We start from the raw sequence: 19,374 nt of genomic DNA on the forward strand, positions 1-19,374 counted from the left end.
CTCACCCATCGTAAGATACCCTCTCTTTCAGCTGCTTAAACCATTCTCTTTCTAATTGTAAATATCCCATTTCACTCTTCTCGGCGCTCTTTAATTCTTGATCAGCTTTCTTCATATAAGTACGGGACGCTTCCATATTGCCCTCTACATATTTAATAATTCCTTGTGTACGGTAATATCCACTTAGGTCCATTTTTGTAATAGCCTTTGCATGTTCCTTTGCTTCTTGCAACGAAAGACTATCCATCTGATAAAGAGCTTTATATAAAAGGTACCAACTATGAAAACTACTAACGAAAAACTTATTTTCTTTCGTTACAGGTAGTTGAACAATTCGTTCTATATACGGTATCGCTCTTTCCATTCCCTCTTGATCTGCACGAGCAAAAAAGACGAGCATAAGTCTACTCATTATCTCTCTTATCCCTTTATTCTCTTTTATTTTCTCCTCACTCAATTCTACTAATCTTTCATCCCAATCTTTCGGTCTTTTATAACTAAATAACTCACTCGATATTTGAATCTCATATAAGTGATTTCTAGCTCTTTCATCATCTTTAATTAAAATAAGAAATTGCATCCCATCACTCATAAGCATTCCTTTTATCGGCACAATTGTAACCACAAAGATTGCAAAATGGAAAAAGGAAAAATATAAAAGATATTGATAATAACTCACCATGTATATGTAACCGGAAGTAATACCAAATAGTAAACTCGTAATCGGTCCACCTAAAGTGAGCCACGCCCATTTTTCCGAAAGATTCGGTGTCTCTATAGAAGGTGGTACTAGTGTTGCAACGCCTCCAAAGTACGCCCATAATTTATTTTCTCGAATGCGTAATTTTCCCTTTTCTTTTTGAATAGTAATGGGTCCTACTGTCATAAATTTAAATGTTAAACCACCTATTACACCAAATACTACATGTCCTAGCTCATGAATGGCTAACACTAACAATGAAATTCCAACTATTGCCCATAGGTTCAAAATTACTTCTAATTTCCCAGTTCGGATTACTCCGTATAAAATGGACAGAATTAGCGCCACTGTCATTGAGCCAGCTGGCCTTCTTAAAATATCCACCTTTTTCTCCCCTTAATAAATCATTTTTCTCTGCATTTCGTACATGAACTTCCCGAGATGCAATATCCAAATAAATGAGATTAAGCCAATTAATACAAAATCGATATCACTAGCAGCTGTATATATAACGGCAGCCCACCATACATATGTCAATATTGTATTCGTAAATTCATACGCTTTATATCCAGCCTCATGCACAATGTGCTTTAATCCTTCATCTGCATTTTTCGTCCACATTTTCATAGATTCCATATACGTTACACCTTGTTCAGGATATAGCTTGTTATAACGATTTTTTGTTATGAGTCCGATAATTACTACAGTAGTTAAACAAAGAATAGAAACTACTAAATTCCACACCGCAAATGAAACATTTGTATCCTGCAACAATGCACGTCTACATGTAATAACTGCATATACAAACCATGCCTGCGTAACTATATCACCTACACGTAAATATATACTTATAATGCCTAATTTCCTACCTTGTACGCTCTCTTCTTCATCGCGTGCCTCTGCTAACATACGCGTATTCTTCCAAGTATAGTACATCATTAAGATTCCAAAAACAGCACATATACCTATAAATGTATTAGATGATAATTTTCTCGGTTCATCCGAGAGTAAATTTAAAGCTATATAAGACGTTAAAAAGCCACCCATCATACTTACTGCTATTTTCCCCACAGAATCAAATTGTTTTTTTCGCTTACTCTTCATCGTCCTCTTCCCCCTCTACTAACGTAAATATTTCCTCCACTGGTACATTGAAAATTTGTGCGATTTTTAACGACAATACGATAGATGGTGCATAATCCCCGCGCTCAATTAAACTAATCGTTTGCCGTGATGATCCAATCGCTTTCCCTAAATCCCCTTGTGATAAACGATGCTTTGCTCGCAATTCCCTCACTCGATTTTGAAGCTTCATGTCTTCCCTCTTTTTCATTTATTTAATTAAAATTGTAAATAATATCCTTATCTTTGTCAATTATAATTGTCATTTTGACGTTAATAATTGACAAAAATAAAGATGTATTATGTTGGAAATAACCTATATAATGAATGTGAAATATTAAACAAAGGAAGTGACATATGAATAAAATATCTACTTTTTCCTATATTCTTACTAAGCTTACAGCGACTTTCTTGTTATTATTACTCATTAGCACGCTTCTCTTAACAACTAATCAGCAAACATTATATAGTTTCTTAGCTGGATTACGAGAACTACTATATGTTCCCTTCGTTCCTATTCTTGCGGCATATGCAATTTTTTGTTCTATTTGCATCGATAAATTGAAATTAAAAACACATACAAGACTGAAGACATTATGCCTTTATATTTTTTGCGGCTATTTATTTTCTCTTCCATTCCTAATATTTAAAGAAGCTAGTCTAATACAGTTCTTGTTTCTCGGATCAATTGGAGCAGTGTGTTCTCTTTTTTTCTACCTATGTACAGTTATAGCAACAAAATTTAAGTGGATACAATATGTCGTGCCAGGCATTATGCTTATTATATTTATCACAATCAACTTTATCGATTTAGAAAAGGTTGGAACATCAAAAGAACAATGGGTCGAAACAAAAACAGAAAACTCTTTCGAAGCATCTTTTCAACATTTTAGCGGTGAACATAAAGTCCCAATTGAGCTAAGACGAGGTGACATATTAGAATTCAGCATTGAATCACGAGCTGAAAATCCGGATGGCTACATGGGAGACGTAAAAATGGCTAGTGAGTTTCAAGAGAAAGAAAATTATTTAGCCCCAGCTGGCCCTAATACATATCATTTCGCGGCAATTAAGACAGGAACTTATTACATTATAGTTAGCGGAAATCAGCTAAAAGGAAAATTTAAAATAGATTGGAACATAAAATGAAACTTTAATCAGCCCTCACCAATCGGGCTTTTACCGGCAGCAGGGCCCCACCTAACTTCTTTTCTTCCGCTGAATTTTGAGGTGGGGTCTTACTGCCCGGCATATAGCGGGATAAAATAAAGAAGGCAGTGCTTTTGCACTGCCTTCCTAAATTCTGACATAGAATGGATTTCATATTAGCTTGCGTTTTGTAGTAATACTCGTTTTAACTGCTTACGGAAACGAATACCTAACGTAACCGCTACAATCACAATAACTCCAAAAATGATTTTACCGATATGACCTTCTAGCACTCCAAAGATATCATGTAAGTTTCCACCTAACCAGTAACCACCGATTAAGAAGAATGATACCCAAAATAGAGCGCCTGAATAAATTGTAATGGCAAAACGACGGAATGGTAAATTAATAATTCCTGCAAAGTATCCTGTGAAATGACGTACACCAGGAATAAAGAAACCAATAAAAATCAGGAAGTACCCATACTTATCAAACCACATTCTCGTTAAGTCAATTTTTCTTTGTGTTAAAAATACGTATTTCCCATACTTTTGAATGAAAGGCATACCTAATTTATTTCCTAAAAAGTATTGAATCGTCATTCCTACACTTGTCCCAATAAAGGATAGAATAATTAAAATCGGTAAACTTAAATCACCCTTATGTGCTAAAAATCCCGCATATGCTAACGTTGGCTCTCCCGGAAACGGAAGTGCAATATATTCTAACAGCAAACCTACAAGTACAACATAGTACCCGTATTGCTGAAATAATTCATGAATCCATTCCATGTCATCTCTCCTTTCAATCACGTACAACTTCTTACTATTATTGTATAAAAAAATTGTCGAAATAACTATCACAATAGCTTACATTTTTATTACATTTTTGTAAGGGTCACACTAATGATTTCCGTTCTTTATTAAGTAGCTAAAAGCATTTTTTAAGTCGAAATAACAAAAAGACGCATTAATAATATGCAAATTTTATCCATTTTTTAACACTGGAAAACCTTTCTTATTTTGTTCTCAATAAAAAACCACCACAAACTCATGCTAACTTCATATTAGCTTCATATACGTATTGTAAGATTATATCGGAATTTGTTGAAAAATTTAACTAATATATGACTAAGCATTAATTTGAATAAATATAAGTCGTTTTTCGAAATTGAAAAAAGGGTGAATACGAAATGGAAGCATATAAAATGCACGATTTTATTAATACAAATGTTGAATCTCATCAAAATGAAACCGTTTTTAATTTACACATATGTGAAACAAGTGAATTTGACGTAAGTTTAACAAAATCTACAACACTATCTTTTATCGTTTCAAAAAAGAATATTAAAATTGTCACGAAAAAATGGACTAACTCAAACCAAGAAAGCATGATTGGCAAAAGCTACATCATTCCAACGAAAGCTTTTCACTATTTCTTACCAATTATTTCTGAAAATGAAGATGAGCTAAATATTCAAGTTCAAAGTTTTGGACTACGTGGTGAGCTTTTATTAAACGAAAGATTACTTATTGATAAAAACAACAAACACAACAGCAAAATCACTACATTCTTTGAAACATTAGATGAAAATGTAAATAAAGCATTACGAGGATTACAACTTCATTGTATGTAAGACTATTACGATAGTAAAAGGAGAATAACAATGAAAAAATTATTATTAAGCGCACTATTATCATTAGGATTTTTAACTCTTCCATTCGCTAGCGCAGAGGCCGCTACAACGAAAGATCAATTAATTGTAGACACTCAGTTAAATAAAATGGATTATTATCAGGATGGAAAATTTATAAAAAGTTTTACTGTCGCTACTGGAAAAGCTGCAACGCCTACACCTAAAGGCACTTTTCAAATCGTAAATAAAATTAAAAACCGCCCTTATTATACAGGCAAAATTAAAGGCGGGGATCCACGTAATCCACTTGGTGACCGTTGGCTTGGATTAAATATGGCAGGAACTTACGGAACAACTTATGCGATTCACGGAACTAACAATAATCAAGCAATCGGCAAATGGACAACACTTGGTTGTATTCGTATGTATAATAATGATATACACTGGTTATTTGAGCGCGTTCAGCAGCAAGCTACTGTCACTGTCAAATAGCCTAAAAACAAGATTTATGTGTAGCCAAGAATTTTATGTCTTGGCTTATTTTATTTATTCATTTACAGTAGCAAAACAACTGTATTTACATATATAATAGGAATAGATTTGATTAGCTAATATCTAAACATTGATAAACGTAGATATTAAAATTATACAGTTATAATGTTTTATAAATTTTATAATACATACTATAATAGAACTACTGTAATTCTGAACTATTCAGTAACACTAAACTATTCCCCTTGCTACCTTCATGATTATTTTATAGCGGGGGCTTATTATATGTATAAACAATCTGAGTCACTCGAAAAATGATGAATTCGAATATTGCAGTAAAAAGCGTTATTTAGGAGGTGTTACTATGACGCATATACTGGTGATTGAAGACAACCCAGATATACAAGAACTTATTCGTGAATTTCTAATGGCACAAAACTTTACCGTTGATGTAGTTGGTGCTGGAACAGAAGGTATTCTTCTTTTCCAAAAAAATTCATATGATCTTGTCCTCCTCGATGTAATGTTACCAGATATAGATGGCTATAGTATTTGTAAAATTATGCGAGGACAATCTGATGTACCAATCATTATGTTAACAGGCTTACATAATGAAGAAAGTGAAATTAAAGGATTTGAATTAGGTATTGATGACTATATTACGAAACCGTTCCATTACACTGTATTTATTAAGCGTGTAGAGGCTGTATTAAGAAGGGCAGCAACGAAGGAAGCAGAAGCTGCTACTATACTACAATTCCATGAATTGATGTTAAACTCTACAGCATATGCAGCTTATGTTCATGGTAATCAAATTGAATTGACAACAAAAGAATTTGAAATTATTTATACTTTACTGCAAAATCGAGGAAAAGTATTATCAAGAAGTGATTTGTTGAATAAGGTATGGGGCTATGAACATTATGGTGATGTAAGAGTTATAGATACACATATTAAAAACTTAAGAAAAAAATTAGGAATTACTTATATTAAAACGGTGAAAGGTATTGGCTACAAAATCGAATCGTAGTAAAGACAACATCACCAAAAATATTTTCATCAAAACCTTATTATTTTGTATTCTTTTATCACTTTGTCTTTATCAAATTATTTACTTTCTAGCTTCAAACTACGATAAAGAACGTTTTGCGAAAGAAAATGGAACGCCGACTACAGAACAGGCGGATTCAGATAAGCAAAACGATCAAAGTAAAACGAATCAAAATAAAGCTGTGTCAGAAGGGAACATTTCTAATTTCCAATCTTCTATTGTAGATTATAAATCTCTTTCTGCAGCTATCAATCACCTTTTGCAGCCTAGCCAAACTGCAAAAGCAAAAGAACATACACAAAACCTTTCGGGGAAAAATAGCACTTCTAATCAGCTTACAGAAGCAGAAAAGAAAGCCGCTAATAATGATGCCTTACATACACAAAATGCAGCAAGTAAAACAAATGATACAAATGATAATCCAAAGTTAGCAGATGCGTTGCAGCAGTTAGCTCCACAGGTTGGCGCGACAATGCTTGCATTATCTCTACTCGGATCTTTAATGTACGCAAAACTAATTGCTAAACCTTTTCAATATATGAGCGATGCTTTAAAAGATATTATGAATCTTGATTTCTCAGATAAAAAGCTACTTAGCAAAAATACAGATCAAACAGATTTTAATTTGTCAGTAGCCGCTTCACAAGTACCAAATATTGTGAAGAATTTACATGAAAGCAATCAAGATTTAAGAAATGAGCTCAAGAAGGAACAACAATTAGAACAATCTCGTAAAGAATTTATGTCTATGGTATCCCATGAATTAAAAACACCCATCGCAGCCGTTATGGGACAACTAGATGGCATGATTCACGGAATTGGAGCTTATAAAGATAGAGATAAGTATTTGAAACGTTCCTACGAGATGATGCAAGACATTAACATATTAACGGAAAAAATGTCGGAATTATCCAAAATACAAAACCCTCAATTTAAACCGAATTTAGAAGTCATTTCTTTATCTAATATTATTGAGGATGTTATAAAGAAAGTAGATTACTTTGTATCTGTAAAACAATTAAATGTACAATCTAATATTAAACACGACGTACAAATTTTAGCTGATCCTAAATTTATTCAAACTGCTATTTTTAACATTATTTCAAATGCAATTCATTATACAATTGACCATCAGCACGTATATATAAAGCTTTATGAAAAACCAAACGGTTACGCATTAGAAGTATTGAATACAGGTTCACAAATTGATGAAGATAAACTTGCTCATTTATTTGAGCCTTTCTATCGCGCAAACCCTGATAAACACGGTTTAGTACAAGGTAGTGGTCTTGGATTATATATCGTGAAACAAATATTAGATAAACATCAGTTTCCTTACGGGATACAAAACACAGCTCAAGGTGTAAAATGCTCCATTGTATTCCCAAAAGCAATGTAACATTCACTATAATTACATACCCCAAACTCATACTTCATGTGTGAGTGGCGGAATTTTGTAGAGTGTCTTACTCTGTTTCGTTCGCCCGTTATCCTTATTTGGATAGCGGGCGTTTTTTATTACTTAAAAGGAGGATTTTTCATGGATAAGTTTAAATATTCATTGCTCGTTTTATTCGGTGCTTGCAGCTACGGCATACTTTCAACTATTTTCAAACTCGGATTCATAAATGGATTTTCAGCACATCAACTATTAGGGGGACAATATGTCTTCGGATGGATTGGACTATTTCTACTCGTTCTTTTCTTTTCACGTCATAAAGTAACAAAAAAACAATTCTTTTCATTACTAACCGTCGGAACAACAATGAGTATGACTGGAATTTTCTACGCTATTTCTGTAGAAGAACTACCCGCATCTATCGCTGTCGTCCTACTCTTTCAGTTCACTTGGATTGGTGTCATTATCGAAGCAATTGCAAATCGAACATTTCCAAGCCGCGATAAGATCATATCTATCCTTATTTTATTTGCTGGTACATTGTTTGCAGGTGGTGTATTTGAAGGCCTCGGACAAAGTTTTTCTACAAAAGGGATTATCTTTGGACTATTAGCTGCAGTCTCTTTTTCATTCTATGTTTTTGCAAGCGGACGCGTTGCTACCGATGTTCCGCCTTATACGAAAAGCTTTCTTATGACAACAAGTGCTACTCTTATCGTATGCCTATTCTTTCCGCCAACCTTTTTAACAGATGGTGCTTTGCAAGCTGGCCTATGGAAATATGCTTTCTTCCTCGGCTTGTTCGGTGTTGTCGTACCTGTCATTTGTTTTTCAATCGGTGTACCAAAGGTTGGAACAGGACTCGGTACAATATTAGGTGCAGCTGAATTACCAACTGCTATTATCGCTTCTATTACACTTGTACATGAAGTCGTAACATTCATGCAGTGGATTGGTATTATTTTTATATTGGTTGGGATTTTCACTCCTCAGCTGCTTACGGCTAGGAAAGAAAGGAAACACAATCGCGTGCATAGCGCTTGAAAAAATACAGAATTTATATAAAAGATATAACTGCAATTAAAATAAGTAAATTTATCTGGAGGTATAAATGACTATTTTAAGTATCATATTTTTTGCTATTATGTGTATCTTCTTCCTAATAAGATATATGAAAGAAAAGAAATTTTACGATTTACTTCTCATTCCCGTTTGTATATATGCAGGAGCAGTGAAAACTCCTTTCGTAGAGTACTTAAACTTTAATACTACATTTAAAATAACGTATGATATTGCAGCTATTATTCTTGTAATCCTTGCCGTACTTTTCTTTTTGAAAGATAAGAAAGAGAATCATACTGCATAACAAAAGACCTTTCATTTACTTGAAAGGTCTTTTTCTATATTTCACTTTACCGCTCCATATAGCTTCCCTACCTCATGCTCAATTTGTTTTACATCGATTCGCTCAAATAGTGGCTGCACGCTATCAATTCTACTTGGCAACGTATTTTGCGGTTCCCAATTTCGTTTAATAATCGACAATGTGCTTCTAACTCTTTCACTTGAAAATGGTAAAAACGGTTCAAGGAGATTTGCAAAATTAGCGATAAGATACACACAGTTATAAATCGTTTCTTCACACGAAACTGGATCATCTTCTCTTTGTTTCCAAGGCTGCTTTTCATCAAAATATTTATTTGCAAAACGTATTGCATCAAATATTGTCTCTAACGCCACCTTAAATTTAGTTTGCTCAATCGCCTCTCCTACATTTTTATATAATCCTTCTACTTTATCTTTCAGCTCTATATCAATAGTCCCCTTTGGTACAGTGCCATCATAATATTTTTCAATAAACTTTAATGTGCGGTTCACGAAGTTTCCATATGCTCCTAACAATTCACTATTATGACTGTAAATAAATTCACGCCATGAAAAATCAGTGTCACGATTTTCTGGTGCATTTACTGTTAAGAAGTAACGGATAGAATCTGGATCATAGCGTTCTAATATGTCAGGCACCCATACTGCCCAGTTTTTACTTGTAGATAATTTTCTTTTTTCAACTGTTAAATATTCATTCGAAACGATATGACGTGGGATTGCTTCTTCCCCTATTCCAAGTAATACCGCTGGCCAAATGACGGAGTGAAATGGAATATTATCCTTGCCGTGTACATAATATGTTTGCGCATCGCTATTCCAAAACTCTTGATCATCTTTTCCTGTTTCTTCAGCCCAATGTTTACTCGCTGAATAATATCCTGCCACTGCTTCAATCCATACGTAAATTTTTTTATCTTCATACCCTTTCACTGGAATTGATACCCCGATTGGTAAATCTCTTGATACAGCCCTATCTTGTAACCCTTCCTTTACATATCTTTCCGTTAATTGAATTGCATTATCACGCCATGTTCCTTTTTCTTTTGCGATTTCTACAACTTTTTTAATTTGCTCCTGAAATGTATGCAATGCAAAATAGAAATGCTCTGTTTCCTCTACAGATGGCGTACTACCACATAACTTACATTTCTTTTCTAACAAATCAAGAGGATCTAAAATAGCAGAACAAGCATCGCATTGATCTCCTCTTGCTGCTTCATGGCAATATGGACATATTCCTTCTACATAACGATCCGGTAAAAACTGCGTACACGTTTCACAATACGCTTGTTCCACTGTTTTTTTATAAATATAGCCTTCTTCTAATAAACGTAAAAAAACTTTTTGAACAGTTTCATGATGATGCTCGCTATCGGTACGTGTATAGCAATCATACGTAAAACCGAGATCACGAAAACATCGCTGAAATTCTTCATGATACTTATTAGCAATTTCTTTTGCTGTCACACCTTCTTGTTTTGCTCTAATTGCAATCGGTGTTCCATTGCAGTCACTCCCTGAAACATACAGCACATTCTCACCTTTTGCCCTGTAATAACGCGCTAAAATGTCTCCAGGTAATAAACTCGCAATATGTCCAAGATGTAATGAGCCATTCGCATATGGCCAAGCGCCCCCAATAAAAATACTCATCTTACATTCCTCCTTTAAAATATAAAAAGCCCCGCCCCTATCTTAAAAAAGATAAGGGCGGGGCTGTATAAACAGTCGCGGTACCACCTTATTTCGCCAATCACTCACATAATTAGCCTTAACAAGTACGGAGCTCTATGCTCTTATACTGTGGTTTTGATAACGAGTACCAACTCTCGTCGCCGCCTACTATTATCATTTGATAAGTTCAGGACGAAGCTCAAAGGCCATTGTTCAAATGAATATTCTTGCTTCTTCTCAGCTACCGAAGCTCTCTGGAAAGAATGTGTTCATCCTACTTTTCCTTTTCAACGCTTTTACGTATAACAAGTATTGTACGACTTAATCACAGAAAAATCAAACTTTTATTCAGAACGAAAAGGAAATCCCATCCTCCCGCCGAATACCTATACGTTCACAAAAGGAGTGATAACATTGAACCCAAAACAACTAAGCACTATAAATGAAAAAAGCTGGAATACAGCTGCTTATGAAGCTTGGACGAATCGCCATGGGGCACCGGAGGATTATGCGAAAAAAATCATGGAAGATCCCACACGCGAAGTAGCACATTATTTACCTTACATACAATCTCCAAAAGGAAGACGTATTATTAATTTACTCGGCTCAAAAGGAAATAAAGCTGTCGCACTTGCCCTTTTAGGCTCTGACGTAACAGTTGTTGATATTTCAGCAAGTAATGCAAAATATGCAAATGAACTTGCGGACGCCGCAGACGTCTCTATTCATTACATCGTTTCTGATGTACTAGATGTAAATCTCTCCAAATCATTTGATATCGTATTACTGGAGCTTGGTGTACTTCATTACTTTCTAGATTTAAAACCACTTTTCAAAAAAATTTCTCAACTACTAAAGCCAGGTGGGATACTTATCCTTCGCGATTACCATCCAATATACACAAAGCTATTAGGAGTAGACCATCCATCATTTCGAGCAAGTGGAAATTATTTCGATGAAGAATTAATTGAAGATGATGTTGCTTATAGCATCCTTCTTACAGAAGCACAGAAAGAATCGCTACCTAAAACAACCATCCGTCGCTGGACGCTAGGAGAAATCATTACAACACTGGCGGAAGAACGTTTTAAAATTGAAAAACTAGTTGAAGAACATGGATCTCATCAAAGATGGGTCTTCCCTTCTACTGCACCAGAAGGAATCGAAGAACGTATCCCTGGTCTATATACAATAATTGCGACAGTATGCAAAAAAGGATCCCTTCACGGATAGGATCCTTTTTGCATGCTCACGCATATAAGTTGAGGTTGGAGATTACCATAATTCTGTAGAATAGGACACAAGATATTTCAACATTTCGTCTCTGACTTACGTCGTCAAAAAGGGGTATGACCAACATAACGAAGAGTAATGTTTTTAGTTGATACTGATAATCGTTATCAACTAATTAGAAGTATACATGATGTCATTTCAAATTTCAATAGCATTTCTAATATTTATTTATGAATTTTATGATATGCAAATGTATACATTTTAAGAACTTTTTCTAATACCAATCTGACTCCTTCCATTATCTGCTATAATTTTTATTGAACAGATTAATAACTTCATAATAATGTTTTTATTAATTTCGTTTTAAATATCTATAAATCATAATAAACAGTTTAAATGAGGGTAGGGGTAACGATGAAATATGTTAGTATTCGAAAAAAACTACTGTTCACACTCTTAAGCATTTCTTCTTTATTTAGCATTGCTCTTATTGTTATTCTTTCATTCGCCATGAATCAAGCAAGTGAAATCGAAACGTTAAAAAATGATGTATCGAAAAGAGCGACGATTTTAAAAGAACGTGGCGATTGGTTCCAAGGACAAGTTGCTGGTTTACAAGAATATTTGCTATCACATGATCAAAAAGGATTAGATAAGTTCAACCGAGAAGGGAAAAAATTAGCTGATACTAGAGAGAAAGTAACAAGTGACAAAAAGCTCCCAGAAGGAATGAAAGAAGCCATTTTAATGGGAGGAAAATGGCGTAGCGTCATAGATAATGAGGTACTCCCTCTTGCGCGTGAAGGAAAATGGGACGAAGCATCTAGAATTGCTTTAGCACAAACAGATTATGTAAATGATCTTTTAGGTCGTTTTAATAAATATACAAATGAAGAAAATGAGAAACGTGACGCATTAATTGCTGATGTCGAGTCTTCTTCATCACTTATTCAATATATTATTTTCTTCTCACTCATTACATGTACATTAACGTCTATTTTATTAGCATGGTGGTTCTCTGGTAAACTCGTTAAACCAATTCGACAAATTGATGAGAAGTTAAAAGAATTAACTTCTCAAGATGGAGATTTAACGGCTAGATTACACGTAACGAGTAAAGATGAAATTGGTGACATTGCAAATTCCTTTAATCAAATGCTCACTAACTTACAGCATATAATAAAACAAGTTCAACAAACATCAACAAGTGTAAAAGAAGCTTCCGAAAATGTATTTATTGAAACAACCGCTTCTATGGAAAATACCGCAAGGACCCAAGAAACTATGAATGCTCTTGAACACAATATTCGTTCACAAGTTTCTAGCATTGAAGAAAGTTCAACCGCAATGGATGACATGGCAACGAGTGTTCAGCGTATCGCTGAGTCCGCCTCTTCTGTTACTAGTTTAGCTGTCACAACTTCAGAAAAAGCAGATGATGGGAATAAAGTCATTGAGAAATCTATTACACAAATGCATACAATTAACGAAGCTGTTAATGCTACATCACAAGTAGTTGAGCGACTCATTACACATACAAATCATATAGATACTGCACTTCAATCTATTTCGAATATCGCCGAGCAAACAAATTTACTTGCTTTAAATGCTTCTATTGAAGCAGCTCGTGCTGGTGAACACGGTAAAGGATTCGCTGTTGTTGCCGATGAAGTTAGAAAACTTGCTGAACAATCTCAACTAGCCGCAACTGACATTAACCATTTACTGCATCAAATTCAAGCTGATACTAAAATAGCAAATGACATGATGACAAAAGGTCAAGCAGAGGCTTCTGAAGGAATTACGGTTATTCGTACCGCCGGATCTTCATTCTCAGAAATTGTTAACCACATTAACAAAGTCTCTACGCAAATGCAAGAAATGTCTGCAACTGCTGAAGAGATGGCTGCAAGCTCTGAAGAAATGAATGCAGCTTTAAATAATATCGCTTCTATTTCAAACGAAGTTGCTGCAGAAACATCACAAACAGCACATTCGGCTGGTGATCAAGTAAACAAAATGAGTATCGTGGCTAACAAATCATCTGAAATGAAAACAATTGTACAAGAACTTGAAGTTCTCGTTTCTCATTTCAAAACAAACGCTTAAAGTGAAAATGACACGAACTCAAAGGTATAGGAAAGCAAGTTTTACAGTCTCTCTTTTTTCACTTTAAAATATCTCTTTCTATCTCTCATTCCGTCTGCTATAATTCCTAAAGGAAATAAGAAAGCTTTATTCCAACTGGAGTAAAGCTTTCTTTCAATTTTTTACATTTATTAATTCTAATACTAAGATTTCACAAAGGAGGCTTTTTATCATATGAATTTTGTAAGTATCAGAAAAAAACTTATGTTCATGATGGGAACGATTTGCGCTTTATTCGGTATCGCCTTAGCATTTATTTTATTTTTTGCTATTGACCAATCTCGTAAAGCTGAAACATTACAAAAAGAAATTTCTCCACTGGCAACAGAATTAAAAGAACGTGGAGACGCTTATCAAGTACAGCTCTCTGCTTTAAGAGGTTATTTACTACAACATGATCAAGTCGAATTAGACAAGTTTAATGAGATGAGTAAACGTCTTGAGGATTCAAAAGATAAACTTCTTTCTAATCCAAATGCTTCTTCGTCCGTAAAAAGTACAATGGAATTAGGGTCTACTTGGAGAAAGTTCGTTGAAGAAAAAGTATTCACTCTTGCAAAAGAACAAAAATGGGAAGAAGCTTTACAAGTAGCTTCTTCAGAGAACGGAACTGTCTATAAAGTAATTGGTGACTTCACAAATTACAGTAATGAACAAGCTAAATTACGTGAACAATCTATTGAAAAAATTGACCAATCTGCACTCTTAATCGAATATGTTATTTTCTTATCACTTGTTATTTGTATTGTCGCTGCAATTATTCTTGCATGGTGGTTCTCTGGTAAACTTGTGAAACCAATTCAACAAATTGACACAAAACTAAAAGAATTAGCCTCTCAAGAAGGTGACTTAACGGCACGTCTACAAGTAAATAGCAACGATGAAATCGGTGCTATCGCAACATCATTTAATAAAATGTTAGAAAACCTACAACATATCATTAATCGTGTTCAAAAAACATCAGTGGAAGTACAAACTGCTTCTGAAAATATGCTAGAAAAAACGAATACCTCACGTGAGGCGACAGTAAGAGTCCAAAGCTCGATGTCCAACTTAAATGCAAGTATTCAATCACAAACTTCTAGTATGGAAGAAAGTTCAACTGCAATGGACGATATGGCAGTAAGTGTTCAGCGTATTGCTGAATCTGCTTCATCTGTAGCGGAACTTGCTGTTGCCACATCTGAACATGCTAGCGATGGAAGTACCGTTATCCAAAAATCTGTTTCACAAATGACAACGATACACGAAGCTGTAAATGCTACGTCAGAAGTGGTTGAACGTCTAATCACTCATACGAAATATATTGATACTGCTGTACAATCTATTTCTAATATTGCTGAGCAAACAAACTTACTTGCTTTAAATGCTTCTATTGAGGCAGCTCGTGCTGGCGAGCAAGGAAAAGGATTTGCTGTCGTAGCTGACGAAGTTCGAAAACTTGCTGAACAATCTAAAACAGCTGCAACAGACATTAATCAATTACTACATCAAATTCAAAATGATACAGAAACTGCTAGCTCTATGATGTCTCAAGGCCGTTCTGAAGCATTTGAAGGCATTAATGTTATTCGTGAAGCTGGTACTTCTTTCTCAACAATTGTAGAACAAGTAAATAAAGTATCTACTCAAATGCAAGATATATCAGCAACTGCTGAAGAGATGGCTGCAAGTGCTGAAGAAATGAACGCTTCACTTAATAACATCGCTTCTATCTCGACTGAAGTATCCAGCGAAACTGCCGCAACGGCACAATCTGCTGAAAAAAAGGTTATCGTTATGAATGAAATGGCAGTAACTGCTGGAAAAATGAAACAAACAGTTGAAGAGTTAGATCAACTCGTATCTCATTTTAAAACAGAATAGATTTTCAAAAAAATATCCCCCTTTCAAAGAGGGATATTTTTTTGAGCTCATTTCCTGCACATTATACTCATTTCCGTTATAATGAGAATCGATATCATTAAATTGTAGGAGGGGCTGCTTATGTCACAAGAAGCATTTGAAAATAAATTATTTGCCAATTTAGAAGCTGTTATTGACCCTGAACTAGGTGTTGATATCGTTAATCTTGGATTAGTGTATGATGTTACAGCAGATGAAAATAATAATGCTGTCATTACGATGACTATGACTTCTATCGGTTGTCCAATGGCTGGGCAAATCGTATCAGACGTTAAAAAAGTATTATCAACGAACGTACCTGAAGTTAATGAAATAGAAGTAAATGTCGTTTGGAATCCACCGTGGTCGAAAGAACGTATGTCACGTATGGCGAAAATCGCATTAGGCATTCGCGACTAGCGGGATAAAGAAAAAAAACCTGACACTCTAGTCAGGTTTTTTTCTCTTATTATTTTACGCCTACTGCATCATAAGCTTTCGTTACAGCTTGTACAGCTTTAGAGTTTTTACCATATAAATCTTCAGCTGACTGAAGTGCAGCTTGACGCATCATTTTGAAGTCAGAGTTTGCAGTTAAATATTTCGTAAGCGCACGGTAGTAAATTTTTTCTGTCGCTTCACGGCCCACTCCAGTTACTTTCACGCCGTAATGATCTCCGCCTTCAGATACTAAATAAGCAGCTTTATTATTAATACTACTGTTAATATGAACGCCGCCATTATCAGCTGTTCCAGTATAACGTTTACTATAGTGATCTGGGTAACCTTCACTTGGTTTTAATGGGTTTGGAATAGATGCTGGATCTTTTAGTGAACGAAGTGCATCGCCTGGTTTATCAGGTGTATAAATGTCAGCACCTAAATCCCAGCTCTTCTTCTCAACCATAACACCCATAATGTCAGATAACGATTCATTTAACGCCCCTGACTCATTTTTGTAAACAAGGTTTGCTGTATGTTCAGTTACAGCATGCGTTAATTCGTGACCGATAACATCAAGTCCAGCAGATAATGGAATGAATGTTTTTCCATCGCCATCACCATACATCATTTGCACACCATTCCAAGCTGCGTTATTCCAGCTCTCCCCTACGTGAACAGTAGAAATAAGCTTCGCACCTTTATCATCGAAAGAGTTACGATTAAATGTCTTTTTGTAGTAATCATATACTTTTCCTGCATTTACATGCGCATCAACTGCAGCTTTATCTTCGAAGAACTTAGATTTACTTTCAACTTCTTCTCCTGTATATCCAAGCCATTGTGAGAATAAATTAAACCAGTTCTCGTCCATATTTTCTGCATCAAATGTATGAACACCTTGTCCTCGTTTACCATCAAACAAGTTGAATTGTCCTGTTTTCGTATCTTGAGCAATTTCAAATGATTGTCTAGCACCTAATACTCCGTAACCAAATCCAGTAATGTTATCTACAGCGTTATATTTCTCAATAACATTTCCATTCGTTGCATCAACAAAATAATGCCAATATCCTGGAGCTGGTTTTGAAATCGATGCCTTAACTAAGTATGCAAGATAGTAATTACCGTCCTTTTCATATACAAATAAATCTTTTTTCACACCGTCATAACTCTTTACTTTACCAATTTCTTTCTCAATATCTGCCTTAGCAATTGTTTCTGCTTGTTCCGCAGTAATGCTTGCAGCTGCAGGAATATTTTTATCATCTAAATTCGGAATAACTTGTCCGAAGAATGCTTTTACATTATTCTCTTTATCAAGTGTAACAGTTTGATCAGAACCGTACACAGGAATGTTATTATGTTTCTCAACTAGCTTTACATGTGTCGTATCAGATTCAGCGTCTTTTTCTTCCCCAACGATATTAAAATGCTTTTCAATATTTCCTGCTAATTTAAACATATCTTTCTTACTCTCTAAGTATTGAAAGACCGTCTCTTTTTTATCTAGCCCTTCCGGTGCTTTCCATTCTTCACCTATGTATGCAGGTGTTTTAAATTCTTGATGATATTGAATTTTTTGTTCTTCCGCTTTCGTTGTCGTTGCCCCAAACGCTCCAAATCCCCCGGTGATAACAGTTAACGCTAATGCTGATGAAATGACTTGCTTTTTCACTATAACATTCCCCATTCCCATAAAGATTTTTGACACTTTTATACAATTCTGATTTTTACAGCTGATACCTCTACCCAAAATTTGAGAAACATTTTTCAGACAATTCCAATCAAAAAAAGAGGACATCCGATCGGATGTCCTCTTTTTTTTACGCATTTTATTATTTTTTCAATTCAATTGCTAAATAGTGTGATTGCTCTTTTGCTTCAATATGAATATCTTCTTCTACCGCTTCTGCTGCATCACGCATAACAAGATTTTCACCATTGATTACACTGCTTCCTTCAATTTGTACAAGGTACAATTGACGGCCTTCTTTCACTGGAAAATGAATTTCTTTTCCAGCCTCTAATGATAAGGAGTATAAATTCGCATCTTGGTGAATTTGAATTGGTGCATTTCCTTCTACTGAAGATACCATATGGAACCATTCATTTTCGCGCTTGCTCCAATCAAATTTAAACTCACCATAGTTTGGTTTATGATCCGCACGGTCTGGTAAAATCCAAATTTGTAATAAACGCAGCGTTTCATTTCCTAAATTATGCTCGCTATGAAATACACCCGTGCCAGCACTCATATATTGAACATGTCCACGCTCAATCGTTCCGCGATTTCCCATGCTGTCTTCATGTGTTAAAGCACCATCTACAACGTAAGAAATAATCTCCATATCACGGTGCGGATGCATATCAAAACCAGTTTGTGCCGCTACTAGATCATCATTAATAACACGTAACGCTCCGAAGTTCATGTTATTTGGGTTATAGTAATTAGCAAAAGAAAAATGAAAATGTGTATTTAACCAGCCATGATTTGCTCTGCCCATATTTTTATGATCAACTTTTCTAAACATATCCTTCACCTCATACTATCTCGAATTCGAGATTTATTTTAAAATTTTTTCTTACTGTAACTTTTTTAGTAGTGTTAATAATTGCTTTTGTTCCTCTATATTTAAATTATGAAACTTCTCTGCTTGGAACGTTTCTTGAGGTGGGACGATTTCCTCATATAAAGCTCTTCCCTTTTCTGTTAAAGAAATATATTTCGTAGTACCCTCTTGTTCACGCGAAATCCACTCAAGCTGCTCCATTTTATTTAAAAGCTGCGTTACATTTCCTTTCGTAACAAATAGCTTATTTCCAAGTTCTTGCTGCGTTAAACGATCATGTCCTCCAACTTGAGCTAACACATCAAACTGGGCGGCAGATACATTCCATTTCTTCAAATGCTGATTCGTCTCACGAATACTCTTATTATAAAAACGTGATAAACGAAACCATAATAGTAGCCCTAGTCTATCTTCTGTTTTCATTTCATCACCTCGCTCGTTTCATACCATTAGTTTAGAACTAAACTTTATAAAAGTCAAATA

General features: G+C 35.0%; 19 protein-coding genes and 1 other annotated feature. Of the genes, 11 read left to right on the forward strand and 8 right to left on the reverse strand.

Features of this window, described 5'->3' with window-relative positions; all coding sequences use genetic code 11:
• Position 1 precedes the first annotated feature (1 nt).
• From N2V79_RS24720 to N2V79_RS24730, 3 genes are read right to left on the reverse strand one after another with little or no spacing between them, the layout of a single operon-like run.
• Positions 2–1,054, reverse strand: coding sequence for a hypothetical protein (locus N2V79_RS24720; RefSeq protein WP_197242349.1), 1,053 nt, complete (start codon positions 1,052–1,054; stop codon positions 2–4).
• A gap of 42 nt (positions 1,055–1,096) precedes the next feature.
• A complete protein-coding gene (locus N2V79_RS24725; RefSeq protein ID WP_197242273.1) occupies positions 1,097–1,804 on the reverse strand; it encodes a DUF3169 family protein in 708 nt (235 codons plus the stop codon).
• Positions 1,794–2,015, reverse strand: coding sequence for a helix-turn-helix transcriptional regulator (locus tag N2V79_RS24730; RefSeq protein ID WP_000776168.1), 222 nt, complete (start codon positions 2,013–2,015; stop codon positions 1,794–1,796). The genes N2V79_RS24725 and N2V79_RS24730 overlap by 11 nt, the downstream gene beginning before the upstream one ends.
• 164 nt (positions 2,016–2,179) lie before the next feature.
• Here N2V79_RS24730 and N2V79_RS24735 point away from each other — a divergent pair, with 164 nt between their 5' ends.
• Positions 2,180–2,971 carry a hypothetical protein gene (locus N2V79_RS24735; RefSeq protein ID WP_060634752.1) on the forward strand — a complete coding sequence of 264 codons (792 nt, stop codon included), beginning with the start codon at positions 2,180–2,182 and terminating at the stop codon, positions 2,969–2,971.
• A gap of 176 nt (positions 2,972–3,147) precedes the next feature.
• Here N2V79_RS24735 and N2V79_RS24740 read toward each other — a convergent pair whose 3' ends face one another.
• Complete coding sequence (locus N2V79_RS24740; RefSeq protein WP_000454754.1) at positions 3,148–3,762, reverse strand: DedA family protein; 615 nt, start codon at positions 3,760–3,762, stop codon at positions 3,148–3,150.
• A 401-nt stretch (positions 3,763–4,163) separates the two neighbouring features.
• Between N2V79_RS24740 and N2V79_RS24745 the strand changes: the two genes are divergently transcribed.
• The 6 genes from N2V79_RS24745 (at position 4,164) to N2V79_RS24770 (ending at position 8,915) form a co-directional block, all read left to right on the forward strand.
• Positions 4,164–4,607 (forward strand): DUF3978 family protein, encoded by a 444-nt coding sequence (locus tag N2V79_RS24745; protein ID WP_000388762.1) that lies wholly within the window; start codon positions 4,164–4,166, stop codon positions 4,605–4,607.
• A 30-nt stretch (positions 4,608–4,637) separates the two neighbouring features.
• Positions 4,638–5,099 carry a L,D-transpeptidase gene (locus tag N2V79_RS24750; protein ID WP_000735058.1) on the forward strand — a complete coding sequence of 154 codons (462 nt, stop codon included), beginning with the start codon at positions 4,638–4,640 and terminating at the stop codon, positions 5,097–5,099.
• A 364-nt stretch (positions 5,100–5,463) separates the two neighbouring features.
• On the forward strand, positions 5,464–6,129 hold the full coding sequence (locus N2V79_RS24755; RefSeq protein WP_000148834.1) for a response regulator transcription factor: 666 nt from the start codon (positions 5,464–5,466) through the stop codon (positions 6,127–6,129).
• Positions 6,107–7,549 (forward strand): sensor histidine kinase, encoded by a 1,443-nt coding sequence (locus N2V79_RS24760; protein ID WP_088023116.1) that lies wholly within the window; start codon positions 6,107–6,109, stop codon positions 7,547–7,549. The genes N2V79_RS24755 and N2V79_RS24760 overlap by 23 nt, the downstream gene beginning before the upstream one ends.
• A 141-nt stretch (positions 7,550–7,690) precedes the next feature.
• The gene (locus N2V79_RS24765) at positions 7,691–8,593 is read left to right on the forward strand and encodes an EamA family transporter (RefSeq protein ID WP_000357148.1); all 903 of its coding nucleotides are present in this window, start codon (positions 7,691–7,693) and stop codon (positions 8,591–8,593) included.
• A gap of 67 nt (positions 8,594–8,660) precedes the next feature.
• On the forward strand, positions 8,661–8,915 hold the full coding sequence (locus N2V79_RS24770) for a hypothetical protein (protein ID WP_000154123.1): 255 nt from the start codon (positions 8,661–8,663) through the stop codon (positions 8,913–8,915).
• A gap of 41 nt (positions 8,916–8,956) precedes the next feature.
• Here N2V79_RS24770 and metG read toward each other — a convergent pair whose 3' ends face one another.
• Positions 8,957–10,591, reverse strand: a complete 1,635-nt coding sequence (gene metG / locus N2V79_RS24775; RefSeq protein ID WP_168410389.1) for a methionine--tRNA ligase — start codon at positions 10,589–10,591, stop codon at positions 8,957–8,959.
• Between the two features lie 50 nt (positions 10,592–10,641).
• Positions 10,642–10,912 (reverse strand) — a binding site (T-box leader).
• Between the two features lie 114 nt (positions 10,913–11,026).
• Between metG and N2V79_RS24780 the strand changes: the two genes are divergently transcribed.
• The 4 genes from N2V79_RS24780 (at position 11,027) to N2V79_RS24795 (ending at position 16,297) form a co-directional block, all read left to right on the forward strand.
• Positions 11,027–11,845, forward strand: coding sequence for a class I SAM-dependent methyltransferase (locus N2V79_RS24780; RefSeq protein ID WP_197242275.1), 819 nt, complete (start codon positions 11,027–11,029; stop codon positions 11,843–11,845).
• A 414-nt stretch (positions 11,846–12,259) separates the two neighbouring features.
• The gene (locus tag N2V79_RS24785) at positions 12,260–13,954 is read left to right on the forward strand and encodes a methyl-accepting chemotaxis protein (protein ID WP_340720282.1); all 1,695 of its coding nucleotides are present in this window, start codon (positions 12,260–12,262) and stop codon (positions 13,952–13,954) included.
• 213 nt (positions 13,955–14,167) lie between these two features.
• Complete coding sequence (locus N2V79_RS24790; protein WP_001012193.1) at positions 14,168–15,859, forward strand: methyl-accepting chemotaxis protein; 1,692 nt, start codon at positions 14,168–14,170, stop codon at positions 15,857–15,859.
• A 120-nt stretch (positions 15,860–15,979) separates the two neighbouring features.
• Positions 15,980–16,297 carry a metal-sulfur cluster assembly factor gene (locus tag N2V79_RS24795; protein ID WP_000076418.1) on the forward strand — a complete coding sequence of 106 codons (318 nt, stop codon included), beginning with the start codon at positions 15,980–15,982 and terminating at the stop codon, positions 16,295–16,297.
• Between the two features lie 49 nt (positions 16,298–16,346).
• Here N2V79_RS24795 and N2V79_RS24800 read toward each other — a convergent pair whose 3' ends face one another.
• The 3 genes from N2V79_RS24800 to N2V79_RS24810 all read right to left on the reverse strand — a co-directional run bounded on the left by N2V79_RS24800 (position 16,347) and on the right by N2V79_RS24810 (position 19,314).
• Complete coding sequence (locus tag N2V79_RS24800) at positions 16,347–17,996, reverse strand: M4 family metallopeptidase (protein WP_053563405.1); 1,650 nt, start codon at positions 17,994–17,996, stop codon at positions 16,347–16,349.
• Positions 17,997–18,156: 160 nt separating this feature from the next.
• Positions 18,157–18,852: a pirin family protein gene (locus N2V79_RS24805; RefSeq protein ID WP_053563404.1), complete on the reverse strand. Its 696-nt coding sequence runs from the start codon at positions 18,850–18,852 to the stop codon at positions 18,157–18,159.
• A 51-nt stretch (positions 18,853–18,903) separates the two neighbouring features.
• Positions 18,904–19,314, reverse strand: coding sequence for a MarR family winged helix-turn-helix transcriptional regulator (locus tag N2V79_RS24810; RefSeq protein ID WP_000845480.1), 411 nt, complete (start codon positions 19,312–19,314; stop codon positions 18,904–18,906).
• Positions 19,315–19,374 lie beyond the last annotated feature (60 nt).

The sequence above is a fragment of the Bacillus sp. CH_70 genome (assembly GCF_038007045.1).
In the GTDB taxonomy this organism is placed as follows: domain Bacteria; phylum Bacillota; class Bacilli; order Bacillales; family Bacillaceae_G; genus Bacillus_A; species Bacillus_A cereus.

Excerpts from the sequence above, each read along its gene's own strand:
- N2V79_RS24785 (WP_340720282.1), top strand. The coding sequence starts at position 12,260 with ATGAAATATGTTAGTATTCGAAAAAAACTACTGTTCACACTCTTAAGC.
- N2V79_RS24810 (WP_000845480.1), bottom strand. The coding sequence starts at position 19,314 with ATGAAAACAGAAGATAGACTAGGGCTACTATTATGGTTTCGTTTATCA.
- N2V79_RS24765 (WP_000357148.1), top strand. The coding sequence starts at position 7,691 with ATGGATAAGTTTAAATATTCATTGCTCGTTTTATTCGGTGCTTGCAGC.
- N2V79_RS24805 (WP_053563404.1), bottom strand. The coding sequence starts at position 18,852 with ATGTTTAGAAAAGTTGATCATAAAAATATGGGCAGAGCAAATCATGGC.
- N2V79_RS24790 (WP_001012193.1), top strand. The coding sequence starts at position 14,168 with ATGAATTTTGTAAGTATCAGAAAAAAACTTATGTTCATGATGGGAACG.
- N2V79_RS24730 (WP_000776168.1), bottom strand. The coding sequence starts at position 2,015 with ATGAAGCTTCAAAATCGAGTGAGGGAATTGCGAGCAAAGCATCGTTTA.
- metG (WP_168410389.1), bottom strand. The coding sequence starts at position 10,591 with ATGAGTATTTTTATTGGGGGCGCTTGGCCATATGCGAATGGCTCATTA.
- N2V79_RS24750 (WP_000735058.1), top strand. The coding sequence starts at position 4,638 with ATGAAAAAATTATTATTAAGCGCACTATTATCATTAGGATTTTTAACT.
- N2V79_RS24745 (WP_000388762.1), top strand. The coding sequence starts at position 4,164 with ATGGAAGCATATAAAATGCACGATTTTATTAATACAAATGTTGAATCT.
- N2V79_RS24735 (WP_060634752.1), top strand. The coding sequence starts at position 2,180 with ATGAATAAAATATCTACTTTTTCCTATATTCTTACTAAGCTTACAGCG.
- N2V79_RS24795 (WP_000076418.1), top strand. The coding sequence starts at position 15,980 with ATGTCACAAGAAGCATTTGAAAATAAATTATTTGCCAATTTAGAAGCT.
- N2V79_RS24770 (WP_000154123.1), top strand. The coding sequence starts at position 8,661 with ATGACTATTTTAAGTATCATATTTTTTGCTATTATGTGTATCTTCTTC.
- N2V79_RS24755 (WP_000148834.1), top strand. The coding sequence starts at position 5,464 with ATGACGCATATACTGGTGATTGAAGACAACCCAGATATACAAGAACTT.
- N2V79_RS24720 (WP_197242349.1), bottom strand. The coding sequence starts at position 1,054 with ATGACAGTGGCGCTAATTCTGTCCATTTTATACGGAGTAATCCGAACT.
- N2V79_RS24740 (WP_000454754.1), bottom strand. The coding sequence starts at position 3,762 with ATGGAATGGATTCATGAATTATTTCAGCAATACGGGTACTATGTTGTA.
- N2V79_RS24725 (WP_197242273.1), bottom strand. The coding sequence starts at position 1,804 with ATGAAGAGTAAGCGAAAAAAACAATTTGATTCTGTGGGGAAAATAGCA.